General features: G+C 35.6%; 24 protein-coding genes. 9 read left to right on the forward strand and 15 right to left on the reverse strand.

Translation table 11 applies throughout. From position 1 onward, the window contains the following. Nucleotides 1-8: 8 nt before the first annotated feature. Nucleotides 9-374, reverse strand: coding sequence for an Asp23/Gls24 family envelope stress response protein (locus IEV09_RS03450; RefSeq protein WP_188366882.1), 366 nt, complete (start codon nucleotides 372-374; stop codon nucleotides 9-11). Between the two features lie 281 nt (nucleotides 375-655). Here IEV09_RS03450 and rpmB point away from each other — a divergent pair, with 281 nt between their 5' ends. Beyond that, nucleotides 656-844 (forward strand): 50S ribosomal protein L28, encoded by a 189-nt coding sequence (gene rpmB / locus IEV09_RS03455; RefSeq protein ID WP_188366883.1) that lies wholly within the window; start codon nucleotides 656-658, stop codon nucleotides 842-844. 404 nt (nucleotides 845-1,248) lie between these two features. Then, nucleotides 1,249-1,881 carry a hypothetical protein gene (locus tag IEV09_RS03460; RefSeq protein ID WP_188366884.1) on the forward strand — a complete coding sequence of 211 codons (633 nt, stop codon included), beginning with the start codon at nucleotides 1,249-1,251 and terminating at the stop codon, nucleotides 1,879-1,881. Nucleotides 1,882-2,018: 137 nt separating this feature from the next. Here IEV09_RS03460 and IEV09_RS03465 read toward each other — a convergent pair whose 3' ends face one another. Continuing rightward, nucleotides 2,019-2,759, reverse strand: coding sequence for a hypothetical protein (locus IEV09_RS03465; protein WP_188366885.1), 741 nt, complete (start codon nucleotides 2,757-2,759; stop codon nucleotides 2,019-2,021). A gap of 278 nt (nucleotides 2,760-3,037) precedes the next feature. Here IEV09_RS03465 and IEV09_RS03470 point away from each other — a divergent pair, with 278 nt between their 5' ends. Further along, the gene (locus tag IEV09_RS03470) at nucleotides 3,038-3,895 is read left to right on the forward strand and encodes an Rgg/GadR/MutR family transcriptional regulator (RefSeq protein WP_188366886.1); all 858 of its coding nucleotides are present in this window, start codon (nucleotides 3,038-3,040) and stop codon (nucleotides 3,893-3,895) included. A gap of 208 nt (nucleotides 3,896-4,103) precedes the next feature. Here IEV09_RS03470 and IEV09_RS03475 read toward each other — a convergent pair whose 3' ends face one another. From IEV09_RS03475 to IEV09_RS03490, 4 genes are all read right to left on the reverse strand, one after another. Continuing rightward, the gene (locus tag IEV09_RS03475) at nucleotides 4,104-5,357 is read right to left on the reverse strand and encodes an MFS transporter (RefSeq protein ID WP_188366887.1); all 1,254 of its coding nucleotides are present in this window, start codon (nucleotides 5,355-5,357) and stop codon (nucleotides 4,104-4,106) included. 278 nt (nucleotides 5,358-5,635) lie between these two features. Then, nucleotides 5,636-5,836 (reverse strand): hypothetical protein, encoded by a 201-nt coding sequence (locus IEV09_RS03480; protein WP_188366888.1) that lies wholly within the window; start codon nucleotides 5,834-5,836, stop codon nucleotides 5,636-5,638. A 129-nt stretch (nucleotides 5,837-5,965) separates the two neighbouring features. Next, nucleotides 5,966-6,799: an S-formylglutathione hydrolase gene (fghA, locus tag IEV09_RS03485; protein ID WP_188366889.1), complete on the reverse strand. Its 834-nt coding sequence runs from the start codon at nucleotides 6,797-6,799 to the stop codon at nucleotides 5,966-5,968. A gap of 4 nt (nucleotides 6,800-6,803) precedes the next feature. After that, nucleotides 6,804-7,919 (reverse strand): S-(hydroxymethyl)glutathione dehydrogenase/class III alcohol dehydrogenase, encoded by a 1,116-nt coding sequence (locus tag IEV09_RS03490; RefSeq protein ID WP_188366890.1) that lies wholly within the window; start codon nucleotides 7,917-7,919, stop codon nucleotides 6,804-6,806. A 272-nt stretch (nucleotides 7,920-8,191) separates the two neighbouring features. Here IEV09_RS03490 and IEV09_RS03495 point away from each other — a divergent pair, with 272 nt between their 5' ends. Then, a complete protein-coding gene (locus tag IEV09_RS03495; RefSeq protein WP_188366891.1) occupies nucleotides 8,192-10,795 on the forward strand; it encodes a YfhO family protein in 2,604 nt (867 codons plus the stop codon). 82 nt (nucleotides 10,796-10,877) lie between these two features. Here the strand turns inward: IEV09_RS03495 and IEV09_RS03500 are convergent, their stop codons facing one another. The 5 genes from IEV09_RS03500 to IEV09_RS03520 form a co-directional block, all read right to left on the reverse strand. Then, on the reverse strand, nucleotides 10,878-11,489 hold the full coding sequence (locus tag IEV09_RS03500) for a hypothetical protein (RefSeq protein WP_188366892.1): 612 nt from the start codon (nucleotides 11,487-11,489) through the stop codon (nucleotides 10,878-10,880). Continuing rightward, on the reverse strand, nucleotides 11,479-12,105 hold the full coding sequence (locus tag IEV09_RS03505; protein WP_188366893.1) for an ABC transporter ATP-binding protein: 627 nt from the start codon (nucleotides 12,103-12,105) through the stop codon (nucleotides 11,479-11,481). Before IEV09_RS03505 ends, IEV09_RS03500 begins: the two co-directional genes overlap by 11 nt. Further along, on the reverse strand, nucleotides 12,098-12,862 hold the full coding sequence (locus IEV09_RS03510; protein WP_188366894.1) for a hypothetical protein: 765 nt from the start codon (nucleotides 12,860-12,862) through the stop codon (nucleotides 12,098-12,100). The genes IEV09_RS03505 and IEV09_RS03510 overlap by 8 nt, the downstream gene beginning before the upstream one ends. Continuing rightward, nucleotides 12,852-13,670 carry a hypothetical protein gene (locus tag IEV09_RS03515; RefSeq protein ID WP_188366895.1) on the reverse strand — a complete coding sequence of 273 codons (819 nt, stop codon included), beginning with the start codon at nucleotides 13,668-13,670 and terminating at the stop codon, nucleotides 12,852-12,854. The genes IEV09_RS03510 and IEV09_RS03515 overlap by 11 nt, the downstream gene beginning before the upstream one ends. 75 nt (nucleotides 13,671-13,745) lie before the next feature. Continuing rightward, nucleotides 13,746-14,144: a hypothetical protein gene (locus IEV09_RS03520; protein ID WP_188366896.1), complete on the reverse strand. Its 399-nt coding sequence runs from the start codon at nucleotides 14,142-14,144 to the stop codon at nucleotides 13,746-13,748. 269 nt (nucleotides 14,145-14,413) lie between these two features. Here IEV09_RS03520 and IEV09_RS03525 point away from each other — a divergent pair, with 269 nt between their 5' ends. After that, nucleotides 14,414-15,247: an Rgg/GadR/MutR family transcriptional regulator gene (locus tag IEV09_RS03525; protein WP_188366897.1), complete on the forward strand. Its 834-nt coding sequence runs from the start codon at nucleotides 14,414-14,416 to the stop codon at nucleotides 15,245-15,247. A 241-nt stretch (nucleotides 15,248-15,488) separates the two neighbouring features. Here IEV09_RS03525 and IEV09_RS03530 read toward each other — a convergent pair whose 3' ends face one another. The 4 genes from IEV09_RS03530 to IEV09_RS03545 all read right to left on the reverse strand — a co-directional run bounded on the left by IEV09_RS03530 (nucleotide 15,489) and on the right by IEV09_RS03545 (nucleotide 17,976). Then, nucleotides 15,489-15,650 carry a hypothetical protein gene (locus IEV09_RS03530; RefSeq protein ID WP_188366898.1) on the reverse strand — a complete coding sequence of 54 codons (162 nt, stop codon included), beginning with the start codon at nucleotides 15,648-15,650 and terminating at the stop codon, nucleotides 15,489-15,491. Then, nucleotides 15,638-15,856, reverse strand: a complete 219-nt coding sequence (locus IEV09_RS03535; protein WP_188366899.1) for a hypothetical protein — start codon at nucleotides 15,854-15,856, stop codon at nucleotides 15,638-15,640. Before IEV09_RS03535 ends, IEV09_RS03530 begins: the two co-directional genes overlap by 13 nt. A 94-nt stretch (nucleotides 15,857-15,950) precedes the next feature. Beyond that, complete coding sequence (locus tag IEV09_RS03540) at nucleotides 15,951-16,676, reverse strand: LytR/AlgR family response regulator transcription factor (RefSeq protein ID WP_188366900.1); 726 nt, start codon at nucleotides 16,674-16,676, stop codon at nucleotides 15,951-15,953. After that, nucleotides 16,669-17,976, reverse strand: a complete 1,308-nt coding sequence (locus IEV09_RS03545) for a sensor histidine kinase (RefSeq protein WP_188366901.1) — start codon at nucleotides 17,974-17,976, stop codon at nucleotides 16,669-16,671. Before IEV09_RS03545 ends, IEV09_RS03540 begins: the two co-directional genes overlap by 8 nt. Nucleotides 17,977-18,179: 203 nt before the next feature. On the opposite strand from IEV09_RS03545, the gene IEV09_RS03550 reads away from it, so the two are divergent. The 4 genes from IEV09_RS03550 (at nucleotide 18,180) to IEV09_RS03565 (ending at nucleotide 21,671) form a co-directional block, all read left to right on the forward strand. Continuing rightward, nucleotides 18,180-18,542 carry a mediterrocin family bacteriocin gene (locus IEV09_RS03550; protein ID WP_188366902.1) on the forward strand — a complete coding sequence of 121 codons (363 nt, stop codon included), beginning with the start codon at nucleotides 18,180-18,182 and terminating at the stop codon, nucleotides 18,540-18,542. Nucleotides 18,543-18,637: 95 nt separating this feature from the next. Next, nucleotides 18,638-20,608: a DUF1430 domain-containing protein gene (locus tag IEV09_RS03555; RefSeq protein WP_188366903.1), complete on the forward strand. Its 1,971-nt coding sequence runs from the start codon at nucleotides 18,638-18,640 to the stop codon at nucleotides 20,606-20,608. Beyond that, nucleotides 20,605-21,216, forward strand: coding sequence for a heme ABC exporter ATP-binding protein CcmA (gene ccmA, locus IEV09_RS03560; protein ID WP_188366904.1), 612 nt, complete (start codon nucleotides 20,605-20,607; stop codon nucleotides 21,214-21,216). The genes IEV09_RS03555 and ccmA overlap by 4 nt, the downstream gene beginning before the upstream one ends. Further along, nucleotides 21,213-21,671, forward strand: coding sequence for a hypothetical protein (locus tag IEV09_RS03565; RefSeq protein ID WP_188366905.1), 459 nt, complete (start codon nucleotides 21,213-21,215; stop codon nucleotides 21,669-21,671). Before ccmA ends, IEV09_RS03565 begins: the two co-directional genes overlap by 4 nt. Nucleotides 21,672-21,674: the final 3 nt, after the last annotated feature.

Raw genomic sequence — 21,674 nt, forward strand, 5'->3', positions numbered from 1 at the left:
TTTAACCTCTAGTCTTCTGGTAACACTCGAACGCCTTGGACAAAGACATTTACAGAGTTTGCTGTAATGCCTAACATCGATTCAAGATTGTATTTTACTTTTTCTTGAATATTGCGTGATACTTCGGAAATTTTGGTTCCGTAGCTAATGATCGTGTAGACGTCCACTGCAATTTCGTTTTCTTCTTGACGTACGACAACGCCGCGAGAATAATTCTCTTTACGTAAAATTTCATTAATGTTATCTTTAATTTGATTCTTACTTGCCATACCGACAATCCCAAAGACATCGGTTGCGGCACCGCCAACAACGGTCGCAATTACTTCGTTGGAAATCTCAATTAAGCCTGATGCTGTTTGAATTTTAACTGCCATCGATAAAGCCTCCTTAGATAGACTAATCTTCTTTTCTTATCTCTAATATTTTAACATAGACATGCCCTAAATAAAAGAAAGAGTCCTATGTTTTCAACTTCTGACTCGATTATGATTGATTAACCTTGTTCAATTTACCTGTTTCAGTTGAAATTGTCAATCAAATAAGATGGAAAAAGCTTGCATTCACTTCATAATTATGATAAGTTATTTTAGTATGAGCCGAAAATATATGCTAATATATTGCTCCAACAGATCAAGGCAAAAGGAGGAAATCTATAATGGCTAAAGTTTGTTACTTCACTGGTCGTAAAACAAGTAGTGGTAATAACCGCTCTCACGCAATGAACGCTTCAAAACGTACAGTTAAACCTAACTTACAAAAAGTTCGTGTGATGATCGACGGCACACCTAAAAAAGTATGGGTGTCAGCTCGTGCTTTGAAATCAGGTAAAATTGAGCGCGTTTAATTTTATACGACATTAGACAACCGTTTCTTAAGCTGAAGCGGTTTTTTATTTTCAAAAAAGTACCGCACAATAAAAAATCGGGTGAAATCTGTTTAACAACAGCAATTTCATCCGATTTTTCTTTTCTATTTGTCGTTCTTTTACTTAACTTCGATACTTCCACGTGTCCTTCAATGAAAAAATCATGACACCTCGACCGATTGTAAATACGATAGCCCGCACAGAAGTCGATTTTATCAAAACAGCGTCGAAATGCCATGCGTACCTATTTGTCTTTGTTTTAAAATCAATATTATCTAACAATACGATAATACCATCCATAGTATTATTTATCTTGTTGATATGATAAAATACAATCAATAACAACCAAGTCCATACTTCTAAAATCGGGGAGGTTAAAACAGTTGAAGAAAAATCTATTTTATTTACTTCTATTTTTACTTTTGGCTGGATGTACCTCAACGCCAAAAAAATTGAGTAAAGATGAAGCCATTCGATTAGGCGATTTTACATATTTAAAACCGAATCATGATGAACGGTTTACAACAGATAAAGATTTTTATCGAAACAATGAACAAGGGATTATCTATCAAGATGGCGAACCACTAATCGGATTGACATTCAAAAAAATTAGCACTGAAAATACTGAGGCAATGAAAGAATACTATACAGAAGCTCAACTACTGAAACATCAAAAAAATAACCGCAACATAAAGTTAGAAGTAGAAATTCAAAATTTTAATTATAGTGAACCCTTTGATCCATCCTTTATGAAATTTCAAATGGCTTTTATTACTGACAAAGGTGAAGAAGCCTACTCGATTTCATCATTACCGTTGGATCCTATAAAAAAAGGAGAGATTGCCACTTATACATTTTCCATAAAACTTGACGAACGTCCTGTAAAAGATGTGGATACTTTATACATTCTCTACTATTACATTGAAGATTTATTAAATCTCAATTTACGTACGCATTCCAATCATTTAGAATTTGATCTTGACGTTACCCATGAAATTGACGCCTTGGATAAGTAATATTCAATATTCATCCCCTCCTTTTAACAAATAAGATAATGAAAAGGTCAACGCTAATCATTATGGTGAGCGTTGACCTTTCCATTATCTTATTTATGATTCGAAACCTACCTGTCGAATATGTTAATATCCTGTAACTACAATCTATTACTTAGTTGCAATTCTTCAAAAACAGCTTCACGTAATTCCCCTGTTACTTGGGTAAGCAACGCGATTTTTGTTTCAGTCGCTGTAATGTTGTTTAGCAAAATCACTAAATTTTTGGCATCTTCCACTTTAGAATCAGCTATCATCCTTGAAGCATTGTCAATAATAATCACCTGTCCTGAAATATCTTGTAGTGATTGTTTAATCATTGTAATCCATGAACCTTCTTGATGTTCAAAAGTTTGTTCAAATGATGCTTCTAACTTATCGATATCAAGCTGTGTCAGGTCCTCTTTTAAAACCAATTTTTGATTAAAGACTCCTTGAGTAATTGCGGTACCATCTATAAACAACCGATTGACTTCTTCTTGAAACTCAAATCGTTGGCGAAGTAAACTTAGTTTTTCTTCTAAACGTTCAACGTGACGTACCGCATTGGATTTTAACTTGTATTTAGCAATCAATTGCTCATTTTCAGATTTCACGGCTGCCAATTGTGCTTCTAACTGAGTAAAATCATCTTCTTTTATGCTCATCTTCAAATAACCTGAAGCATCTTCCAATTTTTCAACAGCCAACGTCAAATCCCCATCTTTACCGACCAATTGTTGATTACTTTTAAGCTCCGCTTGAGCATCAACGACTTCGTTTTCTTTCATTTCTTGATAAAACAAACCGCCGAGTGCAACTGCTGCAACGCCAACCAAAACAATCCATTTTTTCTTTTTCATCTTCATCCTTCTTTCTTAAATTTAATTCAAATAATAAGAAAATACAAATTATGAAAATCAACATTCGCTTAAATAGCGTTAATCTTCTCTGAAATTAGAATAGCCATTCTATACATGATCCATCTTTAATTTTTTGTCATACCTTTATATAAACATTACTAAGAAACTGTCTACTTCATTTAAAGATAGTTTACAAAACAAATTATACCATATAGAATAAAAATAAATTTACCATGACTTAAAATGCGTCAAAAAATAGAAAAGGAGGTTTCACTTCATTGAAACAAGGCGAACTCTTTAAAAAGTTACGAAAGGAAAGAAACTTTTCTCAAAAATCTTTAACACAAGGCCTTTCATCCAGAAGTACACTCTCGTCATTTGAAAATCGAAATACTCATCTTTCTTCTGATCTGTTATTTAATTATTTAGATCGTTTAAATATTACACCAAATGAATTTCAATTCTTACTTAACGATGGTCGTTCTACCAGAAAACAAAAATATTCCATAGAATACCATTCTCGACATTACGAACAAACATTAACAAGTGATTTTTTAGAATTACTCCAAATGGAATATAAACAAACGAATGACGTTTTTTACTTATTACTCTATCTACAAGGTTACCTTGAAAATGCTCGTCAAGTAGGCGACTTCGATTCGGTTTTATTTAATGAACACGCAAAAACGGTACAAGACTATCTCTTCCACATTGAAACATGGGGTAAATTTGAGTTTTCTTTTTTTATTAATCTCTTATTTATTTTTGATGAAGCATTACTTCAACTTCATATCAATCCGATTCTAAATAAAATCATGGCTCACTCGGATGATTATCTTTACTCAAATGTTATCAGCGTGGCGCTATTAAATGGTTGTCACTATGCTGTCATCAAAAGAAACCCTTCACTTTTAGAACAGTTTCTACAAACTCTTATTACGCTACCTGATACTCCTCACTATTTTTATTTAAAATCTCACCAGACCTTTTACCACATGATTCATACGTATTTCTTAACGAAACAACTCGACATGAAAAAGATGAATCAAGCACTCGATATTTTTAAACAAGTGGGTTACGACACTCATGAAAAACGTTTACGTTCACTCCTCAACAAAACAATCACCCCCAGTTAGAAGCGATAGTCAACTTCTAACCGAGAGTGATTGTTTTGTTCATTCTTATTTCTTTTTCTATCTCTAATGGTAACGTACAACCCTTCGTTTACGAATGAGGCCTTTGCCTATTTTTCTAGGATCATCTGTCCCTTCTAGTTTTTCACGAACCAAGGTATTCATTGATGTTGCTTGATTTTTATCCATCATTGAAGCTGAATCATTTCGACTACACGGCTTCCTCGCTATAAGCAATTTTCAAGCGATGTTCCTTGATTCGTTTACGGTAACGGAACACAAGGAGAACATACGCCATTGCTGACAAGAGATACGGCAACACGAGGGGCACGTTTTCAAATAAATACCCATAAAAAATCTGCCCCAATGGAATCAAACCGATAAACATCGTCGTCACAACACCATTAATTCTTCCGGCATACTCAACATCGACGGTTACTTGTATCAGTGTCAAAATCGCGATGTTAAGCGGACCTTCAAACAAGCAAATTAAAAAGAAGAATCCTAGATAAAAAACATAAGGAATAACATAATCCGCAAATTTTTGAGCGGCAATCAACGAAATACCAAATACAAAAATGGCATTGGTCAAAATACTGATTTGAAAAATATGCTCAAGTGTCACTTTTTTCTTAATCAATTGAAACAAGACCGGTCCTAAAAAGGAAGCCGTCATTCCGACTGTTTCGACTAAAGCGAATTGTTGATCCGTCGCGCCAAAATGAATTTTAACTAGATAACCGGTTCCGACAGTAAACAACGGTACCGCAAAAAAATTCAAAAACATCACGGTCAGAGCTAGATTGGCTAGTGTTTGATTTTTAAAGAGATACTGGCAACCATCTTTGAAATCGTCGGCAAACATTTGGAGGCTCTTTTTCCCTTGTTTTGAAACATGAGGGATATGAATGCCTAAAATGAGTAAAGAGGATAGGATTAAACCGAAACCATCTAAAAGATAAATCATGCGAATCCCTAATAAGCCATACAATGCCGCTCCAACTAGTGGGCCAATCAATACTGGTGTCGAATCGATAAACGATTTTACGGCATAGACATCTGGTAATTTTTCTTTAGCCGTAATTGAACGAATCACACCAGAAAGGGCCGGTGAGTAAAACGATGAGAGGACACTTAACAATACCGAAACGACATAAATCGCACTTAATGGATATTCGCCACTTCTAAAAATGATTACTGGCACAAGAACGATGACGGTATTTAACGCATTTAATGTTAAAATTAATTTTTTTCGATTAAACCAATCGGCTAGTACACCGGCAAAGGGAGAAATCAGAATTCTGGGAATCAAACCGAGTGAAAGAACAAAGGCAAATTGACTACTCGATTTTGTTAAATCTAAGACGTACAAAGACAATGCCGTATTTTGAATAAAAGATGCCAAGATTGAGATAAATGAACTGATAAATAACAAGTTCAAATTTTTATCATTAAATTTTTTCATAGAGAGCCTGCTTTCTGATCAACGAAAATCAGCGGCTACACCAAGCGATTGTTCGTTGATTGCTATTGGTTTTTGTCTGGTCGCTTAACAGTTACAATGATCATCGCTAATCACTCCCTTCATTTTTGTACTAACATCAATGAATTCTTGGTTTTAAAAAAAATACTAACCAAGTATCCCTCTTCTTGATTTCACTAACTCTTCTGCTTATTTATTCAATCACTTGACCCGCTTCTAACTGAAAGTGACAAAAACCCACTTGCTTCATTTCTTGAAGGTCAACGTGATTCGAAAATATCTTGTGATAACAAACCAAGGTTAACCACTGCCTTGATTGGTGTCTCTAGCGTTATTTTTTGTGCTTCAATAATAACCATCGGAATGAATATACCGTTTAATGCGGTCAACAACATTCCCACTAACAAAAGAAAAATATTTTGCATTTTTCCTTTTTTAAATATTTTCCAATTTAACTTCATTGTTACACTCCTTTGTTTTCAACATCTCATAGATGTATTGGAGTTTAACAACTTGTTTTTTTTATCATTAAAACAATAATCAAAAAAATCCACCTATCTGTTTCTAAAAACAGTCAGGTGGATTTTTTCTTATTTTAAATATTTTGCATGAAATGCAAAATGGTCTTCTAAAAAGGTCGAAATAAAGAAATAACTATGATCGTATCCAGCGAATTTTTGGTAGTCCACTTTTTGATCGTTTTCAAGTGCATTCTTTAAGAAAGTTGTTTCTTTTAATTGTGTTTCATAAAAACCATCTGCTTCTCCCTGCGTGATGAGGATCGGTACTTGTGGCGCTGTCTTGATTAATTCTGAAGCATCCCAAGCTTTCCAAGTTGTTTGATCGTCTCCTAAATAAGCCGTCAACGCTTTTTCTCCCCAAGGCACTTGCATCGGATTTAAAATCGGTGCAAAAGCCGAGATCGCTTGAAATCTGTCCGGATTTCTTAAACCTAGAACGAGCGCGCCATGCCCGCCCATCGAGTGTCCTGTAATGCTTTCTTTGCCAGAAAAATTCGGAATCAACGGCTTAACAACTTCGGATAATTCTTGGGTAAGATAGGTATACATTTGATAGTTTTGTGCCCAAGGCATTTGTGTGGCATCGACATAAAATCCGGCACCTTGTCCTAAGTCCCAGCCGGTATCATCGGCTACGTCTGCTCCACGTGGCGAAGTATCTGGAATCACAACCGCCATCTGATATTTTTCAGCCAAACGTTGGAACCCACTTTTTTGACTGAAGTTATCATCGGTACAAGTTAATCCCGATAGCCACCAAAGAAGTGGTAGCTCTTTGCCTTCTGAATTTGACGGTAGGTACAAACTAAAAGTCATCGCACATTGTAAAACCTCTGAATCATGGCGATATTTGCGTTGTTCGCCACCAAAAGCCAATGCTGTTTCAAGTAATTCGACAGTCATTTCCTCACTCCTCATAAGTTAAAATTGTTCGAATCGATTCACCTTTGTGTAATAAATCAAATGCTTCATTGATCTCTGAAAAATTCAAATGATGGGTAATAAAAGAATCCAAGTCAATCTTGTCCGCCATATAATCGGCAATCATCCCTGGTAACTCTGTTCGACCTTTGACACCGCCAAAAGCCGATCCGCGCCAAACACGGCCAGTGACTAATTGGAACGGTCGCGTACTAATTTCTTTTCCTGCCCCTGCGACACCAATAATGATACTTTCACCCCAACCTTTATGGCAGCACTCTAATGCCGAGCGCATAACGTCAACGTTACCGATACATTCAAAACTGTAATCTACGCCGCCATCGGTCATTTCGACAATGACTTCTTGAATCGGCTTGTCAAATTTCGTTGGATTAACGAAATCAGTCGCCCCCATTTTTTTGGCTAGTTCAAACTTGTCTTCGTTCATATCAATCGCTATGATGCGTTTGGCTTTAGCTTGTACCAATCCTTGAATAGCAGCTAAACCAATCGCTCCTAAACCAAATACAGCCGCTACTGCGCCCTCTTCGACTTTTGCGGTATTATGAACGGCACCAATTCCTGTCGTTACACCACAACCAAAGAGACAAACTTTATCCAATGGCGCTTCTGGATCAACTTTTACTAAAGAAATTTCTGGTACAACAGTATATTCACTAAACGTACTTGTACCCATATAGTGATAAATTGGTTCACCATTATAAGAAAAGCGGGTTGTCCCATCTGGCATCAGCCCTTTTCCTTGGGTCTCTCTGACTGCGCTACATAAGTTGGTTTTACCTGATAAACAAAATTTACACTCGCCACATTCTGCCGTGTATAACGGAATCACGTGATCACCTGGTTTGACTAGCGTAACCCCTTCACCGACAGAAACAACTACTCCTGCACCTTCGTGGCCTAAAACCGCCGGGAAAACACCTTCTGCATCATCACCTGATAACGTGAACGCATCGGTATGACAAACGGATGTATATAGAATTTTAACTAAGACTTCCTTGGCTTTTGGCTCCTCCACATCAATTTCAACAATTTTTAGTGGTTCACCGGGGTGAAATGCTACCGCTGCTCTACTCTTCATTTTGATCACTTCTTTCCTTTTACTTTCACACGGTTCTTATTATCACATACTCTTCTAGTGAATGCTATTTGAGTGCTTTATCACAAGGAGAACAGTGGTCCGGAATCATCGTTACGCTCTTTTCAAAACTTCGCTTTCTGATACAAGAAATTCTTAAAAAAATCAGCACGTAAGCGCACAAATCGAAGCAATTTTTTCTTTTCGTACTTCCTTTGCTTTCGTCTATGGTAAAATATAGGCAAGACAAATAGTTATTTGAAGGGGGTCTTTCTTTGCAACAAATTCGAACATTTATTAACGAGAATAAACGCTATTTACTAGCAAGTTTCCTGATTCCTTTCGGGATTATGGCACTGATTTATTTAACGATGGGGATCTATCCTGGGAGTAGCCGAAGTGTACTCGCCAGTGATGCCTTTTCTCAATTTTCCAACTTCCATGCGAGTTTCCGTAATGCCATGCTTGGTAAGCAGAGCTTCTTTTATACTTGGAATGCTTCCATCGGCCTGAATTATTGGGCACTCATATCCTATTATTTAGGTGGTTTCTTTACGCCGATTGTTCTGCTCTTTCCGAATCAGTTGATGCCGGATGCGCTTTACGTTATTACCTTACTTAAAATTGGTAGTGCCGGTTTGGCTTTTTGGTTTTATGCCAAGCATACATTTAAAATCGGCCCATGGAACCATGTTGCACTAGCCGTTTGTTATGCGCTCATGTCCTTTGTGACGGCTCACTCGGAATTGGTGATGTGGCTCGATGCGTTCATTTACCTTCCGCTGGTCATTTGGGGAATTAATCGTTTACTGGAAAAACAAAAGCCGACACTCTTATTTGTGAGTTACTTACTGTTATTTTTATCGAACTATTATATGGGCTTTATGATTGGCGTCTTCTCCTTTTTATATTTCTTTTTACGTGTCTTCGGACAATGGGAAACGGGTAAAAAACAAATCTTACCTTATCTTGGCACCTCGCTGCTAGCAGGTGGCGCTTCGATGGTCATGATTTTACCGATGTTTCTCGACTTGCGTTCCAATGGTGAGGCACTCTCAGAAATTACGAAATTCAAAACGGAAGCGACCGGTGCGCTTGATTTCTTCGTTAAAAACATGATTGGCGTTTATGACACAACCAAATATGGTTCAATTCCGTTTATCTATGCCGGTATTTTACCATTGGTCTTTGTCCTGTTTTATTTCTTTACAAAACAGGTCGCCTTAAAAGATAAGCTGCTGCATCTCGTTTTATTCGTCGTGCTCATCGCGAGCTTTTATATCGTGCCTTTGAACCTTTTCTGGCACGGGATGCATGCGCCAAATATGTTCTTATTCCGCTACGCCTTTTTACTTTCATTCTTGCTCTTAATGCTCGCAGGTTACGGCTGGGAACAACTGACAAAAGACGATCACGGCTTATTCTTAGGATTAATTTTGACACTTATCATCGCTTTTAGTGTGGCATATGGGTTAATTCCTAAAGAACAATACACGTACTTAAACGTGCAATCATTCTTAGTGACGATCGTCTTCTTAATCGTTTATCTCTTGCTGTTCAGTCTCTATCAGCTAAAATTATTTACGCTCAAACGCTTTACCGTCTTCTTATTGCTCTTTGTTTCATGCGAAATGGCACTGAATACACATGGCATGTTGATGGGGATTTTAAATGATTGGAATTATGCGTCTCGTAGCCTCTATACCGCACCGCATAAACCGATTAAGACACTCGTTAATCAAGCGAAAAGCGATGCGGACGGCTTCCACCGTTTAGAAAATTTAGATCCGATTTCAGCCAATGATAGTATTAATTACGATTATAGTGGCGTCGGCTTGTTTTCTTCGATTCGCAATCGAAACGCATCGGGGCTTTTAAACAAACTTGGTTTCCGTTCAAGAGGGACGAATCTAAACATTCGCTACCCAAATAACACGCTCCTAATGGACAGTCTACTTGGCATTGAGTACAACATTTCAAAAACCGATGTCCAAAAATACGGCTTCAATCGGATCAGTGAAAAAGACAATTACGCGCTTTACAAAAATGATTACGCCCTACCGATTGCTTTTTTAGCACCAAAAGAAAGCACAAAAGTCCAACTGACTGAAAATGATAACCTCGGCAATCAAACGGCACTCTTTAATAGTCTGACTGGCTTGAACGAAACCTTCTTTCAGTTCCATCCGATTACAGTGGTTAGCAATAAAAACACAACCATCAGCGATTCAGGTACCAACACAACGTTTACAGAAATTGAACCAAACATCGCCAAAGAAATCACGTGGGAAGTCACTGTTCCTGCTCAATCCCAAGCCTACTTGAGCTTGTATCCTTCTGATTTCGGCAAATTAAAAAGCTCGAACGTGACGATTACTGTCAACGGCGAGCAACGCAAAACACAAATTAATATTAACGGTCAGTATTACAACTTAGGCTATTATCCAGAAGAGACGACCTTCCAATTTACTGCAAGTTTTTATGGGACACCGGAAGTTTCCTTCCAAAACCCACAAGTCTTAACATTGGATACGGAAGCTTACAGTCGCACAATGAATCAGCTTCAAAAACAAAGTGCCGATTTAACCGTTAGCAATCGTAAAGTCAAAGGAAGCGTGGATGTCGAAGCCGCACAACAACTCGTGACAACGATTCCCTACGACAAAGGTTGGAGCGCCAAAGTCAACGGTAAGAAAGTTGCGATCGAAGCCTTCCAAGGTGGATTCGTCAGCATTCCACTAGAAGCCGGCACCAACAAAATCGTCTTAAGCTTCTTACCACAAGGCTTCTTAATCGGCCTGTTCTTATTTATTAGCTGCATCGCCCTCTTTATCTTTTGGCAACGATGGCAGAGACAAAAAGAACTTAAAAAAGACTAAATAAAAAATTCGTGTATCGAAAATCTTAATTGATTTTCGATGCACGAATTTTTGTTTAGAAAAATGAATGCTAGTCAACACTCTATTCTGTTGTTCTCGTAATCATTAATTTGAAAATTAATCCTTTGTCTTCCTCTTGACCTTCTCCATCTTCAACAATCAAGCTCACATTCTCTGTGATTTTGTACTCTCCTTGTTTTTTGGGATCATAATTGATAACCATTTCAAGTGGCTTATTCGTGATTTGAGCATCCATTAAGAAATTACTCACCAAGTTAAAGGCTAATTCAGCGGGTGTAACATTGGTATTCTCTATTTTTTCAGAAGTCCCAATAACATCCACACTATAAGAAATCGGATAATTCTCATCTACTTTAGCAGTAATATTTTCGATAACATCACCATTGGCATAGAAAATACGATACTCATCAAATCCATTGTTCCTTCCCTTCTCCATGCTTATGGAAGAATCTTTTTCAATAAGCTTTAAGTACTGTGAGATATTGAATTGAAACACGCCAGACGTCAACATTAACTCGTCCTTAATTGCTTGATCTTCTTCACTGAAGCGTTCTCGATTGGCTTCATCTTCTAGTGTCACGATCCGATGCGCTTCATTTATTTCTTCTTTTATACTGCAACCGGTAACGGTTGATAATAGCACCATAAAAAACACAACTGATTTAAATTTCATGCATTCTCTCTCCCTTAATCTCAAAAACACTGTCACATAACGTTTGAATATCTTTTTCGTCGTGACTCGTCAAGAGAATTGTTTTGCCTGAACGCTTTAATTCTTGAATGATTCGATAGACCTCTTGCACACCTTGCTCATCCAAACCATTAAATGGTTCATCTAAAATATAATAGTCAGGATTTTCCATGATCGCTTGCGCAATTCTTAGCCTTTGTTTCATACCTAAACTAAAATACTTATACTTTTTATGAATCGCCTCTCCCAATCCAACTTCTTCTAACGTTTCTAATAAGATGTCTTGATTCACTTTTTTTTGAATTTCGGCTAAACAAGTTAAGTTTTCTAGTGCCGTAAAATGGTTGATAAAATTAGGACTTTCAATAATAATCCCCATATTATTCAAAAATTTACCTTCCATTACACGATGACTATCAATCCATATCTCCCCTGTTTTTATTGGAATAAAACCCGCAATGGCTTTAAATAAAACCGATTTTCCAGAGCCATTTCTACCAACGATTCCGTAACATTTCCCCGCCGTAATCGAGAGGTTAATCTCTTTTAAAATACTACTTTTATTCATATCAATTGAAACATTTGTCAGTTTAATCATTATAACTCTCCTGTCTTATTTTCATTCGACTTAAGAACACCACTTCTATCATTAATAGAACCAACCAAAAGAAGAGACTATCGATAAAGAAAAATTGCCCATCAAAAAGGATAAGATTCACCGCAGTGACGACTCGATCAAGAACGTTTAAAGTTGTTAAGATACTTACTGTAATAAGCAAAAATAGCAGTGCTTGATTTTGTATGTACCCGATAAAAATAAACACACTCGCAACGATTAGCATGATAAAAAACAGTACTGCATACGTAAATAGTTGTAATTTAAAGTTTCCTTCTTGGTAGTTAAAAGAACTTTCGGTTGAGAGTATAGGTGATGTATAGAGAATCACACTCAAACTTATGATTAGCGAGATCGTGTAAATGACGGCATCAAACATCATTTTCTTGAAAAAAAATAAGAAATAATCCCATTTACTCGATGCTCTTTGTTTGATAAAGAGATGAAACGATAGCGGATAGCGTAAAAATCGAATCGTCGCAATAATACCTAATACTTGAAAAATCACAGGTAAAAAAAGTTGTTGCGTATTTGTTAAGTCAAGATAAGTATGAGTCGCGTCCACAGAAGACGAATAGAATCCTAGCAAGAGATGCATGACATCCCAATTATTCACCGTAACATCTAAGTTATAGATAATATCAGAAAAAATTTTATTGGGTATATTAAAAGTCATTAATAACAAAACTTCTGTGATTAATCCAATATTTTTCAAAAAATATTTAAGTTTAAACATCATGTCGTTTTCCCCACTTAAAGTACCCAATGAATCCAGTCCCTGCTAACATTAAAGGAAGAATGGTATACTTCCAGATCTCCGTAATTTTACTATAGTAACCTAAAAAAGGAACAGATAGATCCATATAAGGAAGCTCAAAATTCGTACTCATAAAATAATAGAGATAACTAAACACCAATGGAACCAAAATAAAAGCGTACATGCTTTCTTTCGTAAATAACGTAAACACGGAGAATAAGATCGAAAATGAAAAAATAATCGGCAAATCATTCAATAATGTGATGGATAAATAATAATAAAGCGGGTGCCCCTCAAAGAAATCACTTGGTAATAAAAAATTAAAAATATAAGCCGTTGATTCTAAAGTAATGTCGTGAGTTACTGGTGTAATCAGTGAATAAAGAAAATACGTCAACAAATGACTCGCTGTCACCGTTAGTGCAATGATGGCTGAATAACTTACGATTGCTTGAATCAACTTCACAGGATAGTTTTTAAATCGGTGTCGTCCGACAATAAAATAGGATGTTAACTCCTCTTTGAAATTCATTAAACCAATTAAAATCAAAAAAGGATACACGACCGTTAAATTAGCTGCATGATTATTAATATTTCCCCATCGTAAACTTGCAATGATAAATTGTTGCCTCAAGCTATAATTTTTCTCCGCATTGTACTGATCGGGTCCTGTTAAAACGTCCCAAACTGGAAGAATATCAAAAATGATGTAGCAAGTAAATACGAATAGTGGAAATCCTATTAAGATTAAAAGTAACTTTTTATTAAGAAAAATTCGTTTATTGTACACAAAAACACTTCCTTATAATTCAATAAAAAACTAGAAGGATGGTTGACTGTATCCACCTTCTAGTGCTTGTTTCTATTAATTTGAGTCCGGGCTCCACGAACCGTAAATAGTGAAGTTATCTTGAAACAATTTTTTATTAAATAGCTTTAAATAATAAGATCCACCAGCTGCTGAATCATCATAGAATGATCCTCTAGTCGCTGTCCAAACTTGTGCTGAACCCACACTTTTTCCAGTATTTGAATTATAATTTGTTACATCGACTCTTTTTCCTCCGACAGTATCCATTAAATTCAAAATTGTATTTGTACTATTCATTTTTTTTAATGTTGATGTTGCGTTTCCATTACTCGTTACTTTAAAATTACTTAATTCACCTATTTGTCTAGCACCAACGATTTCCACCGATGCCCCTGCAATAACGGTTGCCGCAAACGCACCTAATAATAATTTTTTCTTTGTTTGTTTCTTCATTTTCTAAACACTCCTCTTCCTTATCCATGCTAATAAATTTTATTTTCATAATCTACTTGCTTACAATCTTTCTATATTTTAAAATAAAAACAAGAAAATAATATTCCAGAATCAACCTCTTGGGTTAATAGGAAACCAAATGTCTAAATAAGAATACATGAGACTCATCCCTTTCTAAATTTTCTTAATAAGTTAACGCAACCCAATTATATCGATTCAAAACATTTTTCTTCCAATTTGTTCGATAATTGGACAAAAAGGAGCCTTATATGATAAAAGATGGTAAATTAATTAAAAAATTACGAAAAGAAAGAAATATTACACAGGAAAAACTAGTTAATATGCAATATTCTCGTAGCACTTTAGCTAGGATTGAAAGTGAAGATCTCGATATGAGGACAGAAATGCTCATTAATTTACTCAATCGAATGAATATTTCTCTTGAAGAATATCAATTTTATAAAAATGAAAATCTACTATCTAAAAAAGATGATGCAAGGAAAAATTTTACGGACAAAGCACTCAACCTAAAAACAGGTGATTCTTATTTAAAAGACCTCTATGACGAGTATCTGAAATCAAATGATTTTTACTATCTCTATCTTTATTGCTTAGGAAAAATTCTTCAACATAAGGTTAACAAAAAGGCAATTGATCTGACCAAAGAAAGTCAAATTATTAAAGAGTACCTGGCAAAAATCGAAACATGGGGTTTTTTTGAATTTGCATTGTATGCAAATAGTTTATATCTATTTAACGACGACTTTATTGAACAGCAGTATAGCTTCGTCTTACGTAAAATGAATCAATTCTCTCACATAGATAAATTCAAGCACCTTAAAATTCGTTTTTTATTAAATTCTATTATTTTATCTTTTGAACGAAATAAATTATCCTTATTGGACCAGTATTTATCAGATTTATTTGAAAGCACAATCGATTCTGATTATATATTAGGGAGAATTTTCTGGCGATTTTTTACAGACTTAAGAACTAATCAACAGCTTTTTGATACTACGCTCACTTATAATTGGTTACACTCTCTCGGTTATGATGATTTAGCAAATAATTTTTTAGAAATAGAGCAATTGTTTCGTAAATAATTTCTTCAAATAAGAGATAAAGTTCCGTTCTCAAGTGATTGAATCGTTTCGATTTATTGGTGAAACCCGCTATGCTGATGTGTTGCATTTTTTTCTGAACCGTTTACTAGGTAAGTTTTACTGTTAACCTATTCTTTTGGCAACGATGGCAAAAACAAAAAGAACTTAAAAAAGACTAAACAAAAAATTCGTGTATCGAAAATCTTAAATGATTTTCGATACACGAATTTTTGTTATTAATCTAATTTGTCCCACCTTTTTCAAAGGCTGTCAAACACATTAAAATCAGCAAACAAATAAACAACCCCATCAGAAACACTAACTGGTAACGATCTTCTTGCGGACCAAAAATCGTTAAAATAATTAATAACGCCGTAACAATATAGAGGATTACACGTACCATCCAATATATCCTCCAGAAGTCTTTTCGACTTTCATTAAAGTCATTCCTAAATATTTCGATGGTGGATAGGATTTAAACTTATGCATTTCGTAACTGGCTCTCATATTATTTTGATTTCCTACACTGATATCTGTCTCTGCGTAGCCAACTTGCGCACTACCGATTCCAATTGATAACACTAATGCTGCTAAAATGAATTTTTTCATGAACGACACCTCTTCTATTTTTATCCCATCATACAATAAAAGACTTTATCGAAACGAATTTATACCTAAACGGTCGTATTTCACCCCTGAACGGTCAAATCAATTGCTTTAATTGTCGTCTACCAACGAAGCATTTTTCGCCATTACTAAAAATTAACTCACGATTCTTTGCATCAATCTCGCGAATATTTTGTTTATTTGCGACAAATGATTTATGCACTCGGTAAAAAGCAGGCGATAATTGTTCGATTTCCTTTAAATTCCCAAGAAAACTCACTTCACCCTTTGCTAAATGTAAAATTAATTTGTGTGAATTTCCTGGAGTCGTCTCAATAAACATCACTTCAGAGCAGTCAATAAAACGCACCTGACTCCCAATTTCAAAACGAATCGGTTCCTCAAGTCGTTGCGAGGTTGTCACGTAGTGCTGATAGGCTTGTCGCAAAGCGGCCGTTACCCGCTGCTTCATTTCGTCTTGATTATCTTTGGCAATATAGTCCATTGCCTCGACTTTGTATTGAAACGTCAAAGGCAATAACTCATCATGTGTCGTGATAAAAATAATTTTACCATGCGGGTTTTGATTACGAATGGTCGCACCTAATTGAATCCCATCCATCTCAGTATTTAAATCAACATCCAAAAAATAAACCCCATGCGTCTGCGGTTGTTCTTTTAAATAATTTAGTATTTCTAGTGGGTTTCCTGTGCTCAAACGCAATGTCATTTCCCAATCATTCAATAAAATCGTTTGTTGAATCAACTGCTCTAAGTGATTTCTTTGCGCAACATTATCTTCACAAATAAAAATTTCAAGCATCGCTTCCTCCTACAATCATTAAGTTTTGTACGAAATAATTTGGTTCAATTATTGTCTCAAGAAAGAGTCCTGACGATTGATTGACTAATGTTTCAACCGTTGCTAGTCCGAGCCCTCTATCTGCACCTTTGGTTGAAAATCCGAGTTCTTTTAATTGATGCAGCGGTTCAATCACTGTTCGAACCGTATTGCGAATCATCAAATGAACGTCCTCTCCTTTAGAAAAAAGAGCGACATCTAGTCTTCCTTGCTTCAACGTTTCTAACTCTTCAATTGCATTGTCTAATAGAATCCCAACAACACGAATTAAGGCAAGTTCATTAATCTTAACCTCCCAATGTATCGCTTCAATTTCTAAATGAACTTGAACCCCTTTTTCTTGAGCTAATAACAACTTTACAGTCAATAAACTACGTAAGCCCACATGTTCGATTTTTTGTAAATCCGCTAATCGAGTACTATCTGTATGAAGCCATTGCCGTGTCGGTTGTATTTCTGCTTGATAATATTTTCTCATCGTGGCGATATCCCCTACTTCGAGATAACTTTCCAAAGACATTAAAATATTCAAGTAATCATGTTTAAATTGACGAATCGCTTGGTTTTGCTTACTTATTTCTTGAATATACAGTTGCATCGCCTGTTGTTCGATTACTTTTTCTTTTGTTTCAAAAGTTAATTTTTGATTACTTGAAAAAATTGCGATGCTTAAGGTAAAAATACCAATCATTAAGACGGAAAAAGATACCATCATCTCTGTTAAGATATATCTTTCAGAGTCTATCGGAATCCTTGTTAAATACTGAAGAAGGATGGCAAATTGATTGATTAGTAGTGCTACAAATAAAAAACATCCCATTCGTTGTTTCCAAAACAGGTTCATTCGTTGAGCAATATATTTTCGGACGAGGAGACTTGTAACAACTCCTATCCCAATTGTGAACAATACATACAGCATTATTTGCCATTCTTTTGCTTCCAGTGCTAAGAAAAACAAGACTTCTCTTGGATAAAGTAAAAAATTGTTTAATTTAAAAATACCAAACGCGATAACAAAATGAAATAAAGTAATCCCTATCGGTTGTTCTCGTCGATTCATATAAGACAAGGAAACTAAAAGTACCACAAAAAAAAGTTCTGCAACGACGGGAATAACTAGTTTAAGCTGCAAATTAATGACAATAAATAATAAAATGATTGCGCCTATACTTACCTTCTTGTTTCTCAATGACAAACGATCGAGTATGATAAAAGCCAAAAACGTATCAATAATATTTAAAAGATCAATGACATAAATCACAGCTACAACTTCTTTCACATATGATATTTTTGTTTTTATTATATCATATTTGCTTCTTGAATAATAAAAATACTCTTAACTTTTACCGTTTAGGTGTCATTTTCGACCGTTCAGGCAATAGGGCTTTACTTTCATATTAAAAATGACATACTAAACATATCAACTCAACGTTGAAAAAATAAGATTGAAAAGAGGACATTAAATTGAAAAAGAAAATTATATTAAGTTTGGCTGCAACATCTTTATTGGGTGCTATTACTTTATCCCCTATTTTAGTTCATAAAGTCGAAGCTGCATCCATTACCAAAAGTTACAGTGGTTCTTTCTCTAAAGCATGGCAAAAAAGCGCATCTACTTCAGATGGTGCTGGGGTTTTGACTTATGGATACAATACTGCTGCAATTAATGAAGACTATGCGCATGGCTACCATGCAACCAAAACACATTATGCCAGTGTATCTAATAGTAATGGAAGTCATACAAGTGGTAATGTTGGAAAAGGGAAAACGGCAAAGATAGAAGTCCGTCATAGCGGTTCAAACATTTCCTACTCGATGAGTTACTAATTTCTCTCGGCATTTGATTACGCTTTTCCCCGATACAAGTAATCGATTGTATCGGAGAAAAGCTTTATTTTTATCTCTTAAATTTGGAGGAAACAATGAAAAAAATAAAATACCTCTTAGCCTTTATTCTATTTTTTATCGGCTTTAGTTTTTCTGGAGAAAGCTTCATGCTCTATTTAGACACTTTTGAAGAGAACTTTCCGCAAACAACGTTATTTAAACCTGTTTCTGTCTCAGATGAAGAAATGAAGTCGGATCTCACGCTCGCGGCCAATCGAAACAATATCCAATTCTTCGCCTACCAAGAAAAATTGACTGGCGCCAAACAAACGGATATTTATATTTACACCACCCAAGAAACCAAAGAAGAGTTAAAGAACCATGCCGCAATCAGCGAAAAAGAATATATGAGCTTATTACTTGGTAAAGCGACGATTCATCTAGAAGATTGGCAAACGATTCCGCAAATGGAGACAGTCGATAAAATTTACCTCTTAGGCGATGAAGAGAATCTCCAGCAATTTAAATCCGAGCTCGTCGATAAGTATGCTGGTAATTTTCCTAGAATGGTTACATCTTCCAATGAATCGGCACGAAATGTGCTGTTTGTTTGGATGATTCTTTTGATTTTGCTCTTATTTTTTACCTATTATGACATCTTATTTATGCGTAAAGAAATTTTAGTGAAAGTGGTCTTTGGTGAGGAGTTAAAATACCTTGTCTTAAAAAATATACTCATTGATACCTTTTTAACTTCTGTTTTTTTTGTTTCTGCCTACTTTTTCACTTCCTTCTTTACAAATACTCGCTTTGAACGTGTAAGCGTCTTGATTGCATTTAGTCTTTTTCTATTATTCAATGCGGCACTCTATACGACTCTTTTTCGGACAAACCTAAAAGAAGCTTTTTCAAATACGCAAAACGAGCGGCGTTTACTATTGGTTAATTACATGGTTAAGGTCGTCTCATTGTTATTGACCATCACAGTTACCTCTAGCTGTTTGGCACTATTTTCAGAATCATGGCAGTACGCTCAGCAAAAAGATTTTTTCAAAATATACCAAAACTTTAGTTACGTAAAACTCCATTTACTACCAAAAGACGAAACGAATGATTCTTTCGTGGCGCTCAATGAACAAAGTGCCAATTTACGAGAGCAATTTTATCAAGAATATGCAAATCAATCCTTACAGCTGGTTAACTTGTCCTATGCCGACTTTCGAATAACAAAACCAACTGTCCTGCTTAATTCTGCAGCGATTCCTTATCTAATCGAACAACTACCTGAGTTAAGATCTTATTCCTTTACAGAAGGGATTCATTATTTTTTCCCTAAAAAATATCAAATGGATCAAGAATTACAACAAACGACTTCAGAGGTCATTCAAGATTATATTGAGACTTCCAATCACGCAGAAAATTTTTCGACTTATGAGGACAGCACAAAAATCATGAGTATTGACGGGAAAAATTATTTTAATCGAAGTCGCTATCTAAAAAATCCAATCATCATCTTAAATCATACACTACCTGATGCTTCTGATTTGGAACGAAACTTGCGCCGAGCCTATTATGCCTATGATGTGATGTATCAACTCACCGATGACGCATTTGATTCATTTATTAAACAAAATCACTTAGAAAATGAGTTGGCTGAAAAAACCAATGTTGAAGACGTCTACCAATACCATTGGCAATTCTTAAAACGTAGTGCCTTGATTGCTACGGTACTCTTTTTCTTCACAATTTTTCTAGAAATGATTGTGATTAGCCTTGTTTTAAAATTGGAATATCGTGTCCATGCAATGGAACTGTCGCTTAAAAAATTATTGGGTTATTCCATCTGGTCACGCAATCAAAAAATGACATTAATGACATTATCTGCCAGCCTGCTTAGCACAATCAGCGCGATTGTGATGAATCAATGGCTTCAAATTGCTGAAGCTCGTTATATCTTGTATGGCGGACTTCTCGTATTGGTTGTTGAACTATTATTCATCGCAATCCACATCAAACGCATGGATCAATCTGAAATTCCAAAAATACTTAAAGGAGGCGCCCTATGATTGTCATTAATCAACTAACGAAAACATTTGACGAGCAAACGATTTTTGAAGATTTAAGTTTAACGATTGAAACAGGGGAATTCGTTGTTTTTTCTGGTCCTAGCGGTTGTGGAAAAACAACCCTCTTAAACATGATTGGTGGACTTGAAGTAGCTGATCATGGCGAAATTATAGTGAATGGTAACAATATTTTAAAACAAAAAAATTTGATGCCCTATTTTAGAGAACAAGTTGGTTTCCTTTTTCAAAATTTTGCTCTGATTGACAATAAGACAGTCAAAGAAAACTTAGCAATTATTAAGAAAAAAAGTCGAAACTCACAAATTTCGCTAGAAGAAGCTCTTCAATTCGTTGGCCTAGCAAGTAAAATGAATAGCAAAGTTTACAAATTATCCGGTGGTGAGCAGCAGCGAGTCGCCTTAGCTCGCTTAATGTTAAAAAAGAACCAAATTATTTTAGCAGATGAACCCACCGGATCACTAGATAAAAAAAACGCCGAAGAAGTCATGACTATTCTAGAAGCGATGCACCATTCGGGCAAAACAGTAATTGTCGTTACCCACGATGAGGAAATCAAAAAACGTGCAAAGCGAGTGATTCAATTATGAAGAAAAGAACAAAAATTTTACTAAGTCTGTTGTTCGGAGTGATTCTCCTCTTTCATCTTGCATGGGCTGGAAATTATTTCTTAAATTATCGTCCGTATACCAAAACGGTACCCATGCATGAGAGTGGCGAGTACTTTTTGATGACGGATAATTATGATTTGAGTGTAGCGATGCCTAGCTATCCAACCTTCACTGGGAATTTAGCGATTACAAATAAAAACGATGATTTATCCTTTATTATTTGGCCATCAGTCGGCGCTACACCTGAAATCGGACTACAAATTTTAAGTCTTGATGGTGTCACTTATTCCGTCATTCTTGATCAATCCTTGAATTATGACAACGAGAAAAATCCATCTGACATGCCTAAAGAACAAATTAATCAATTAATCATCGATCGTCGTACCGAAATGGACGAAATGTACGACTATGCAAAAAAGAGCTGGAATTTGTAAATT

The sequence above is a fragment of the Enterococcus alcedinis genome (assembly GCF_014635985.1).
In the GTDB taxonomy this organism is placed as follows: Bacteria; Bacillota; Bacilli; order Lactobacillales; family Enterococcaceae; genus Enterococcus_I; species Enterococcus_I alcedinis.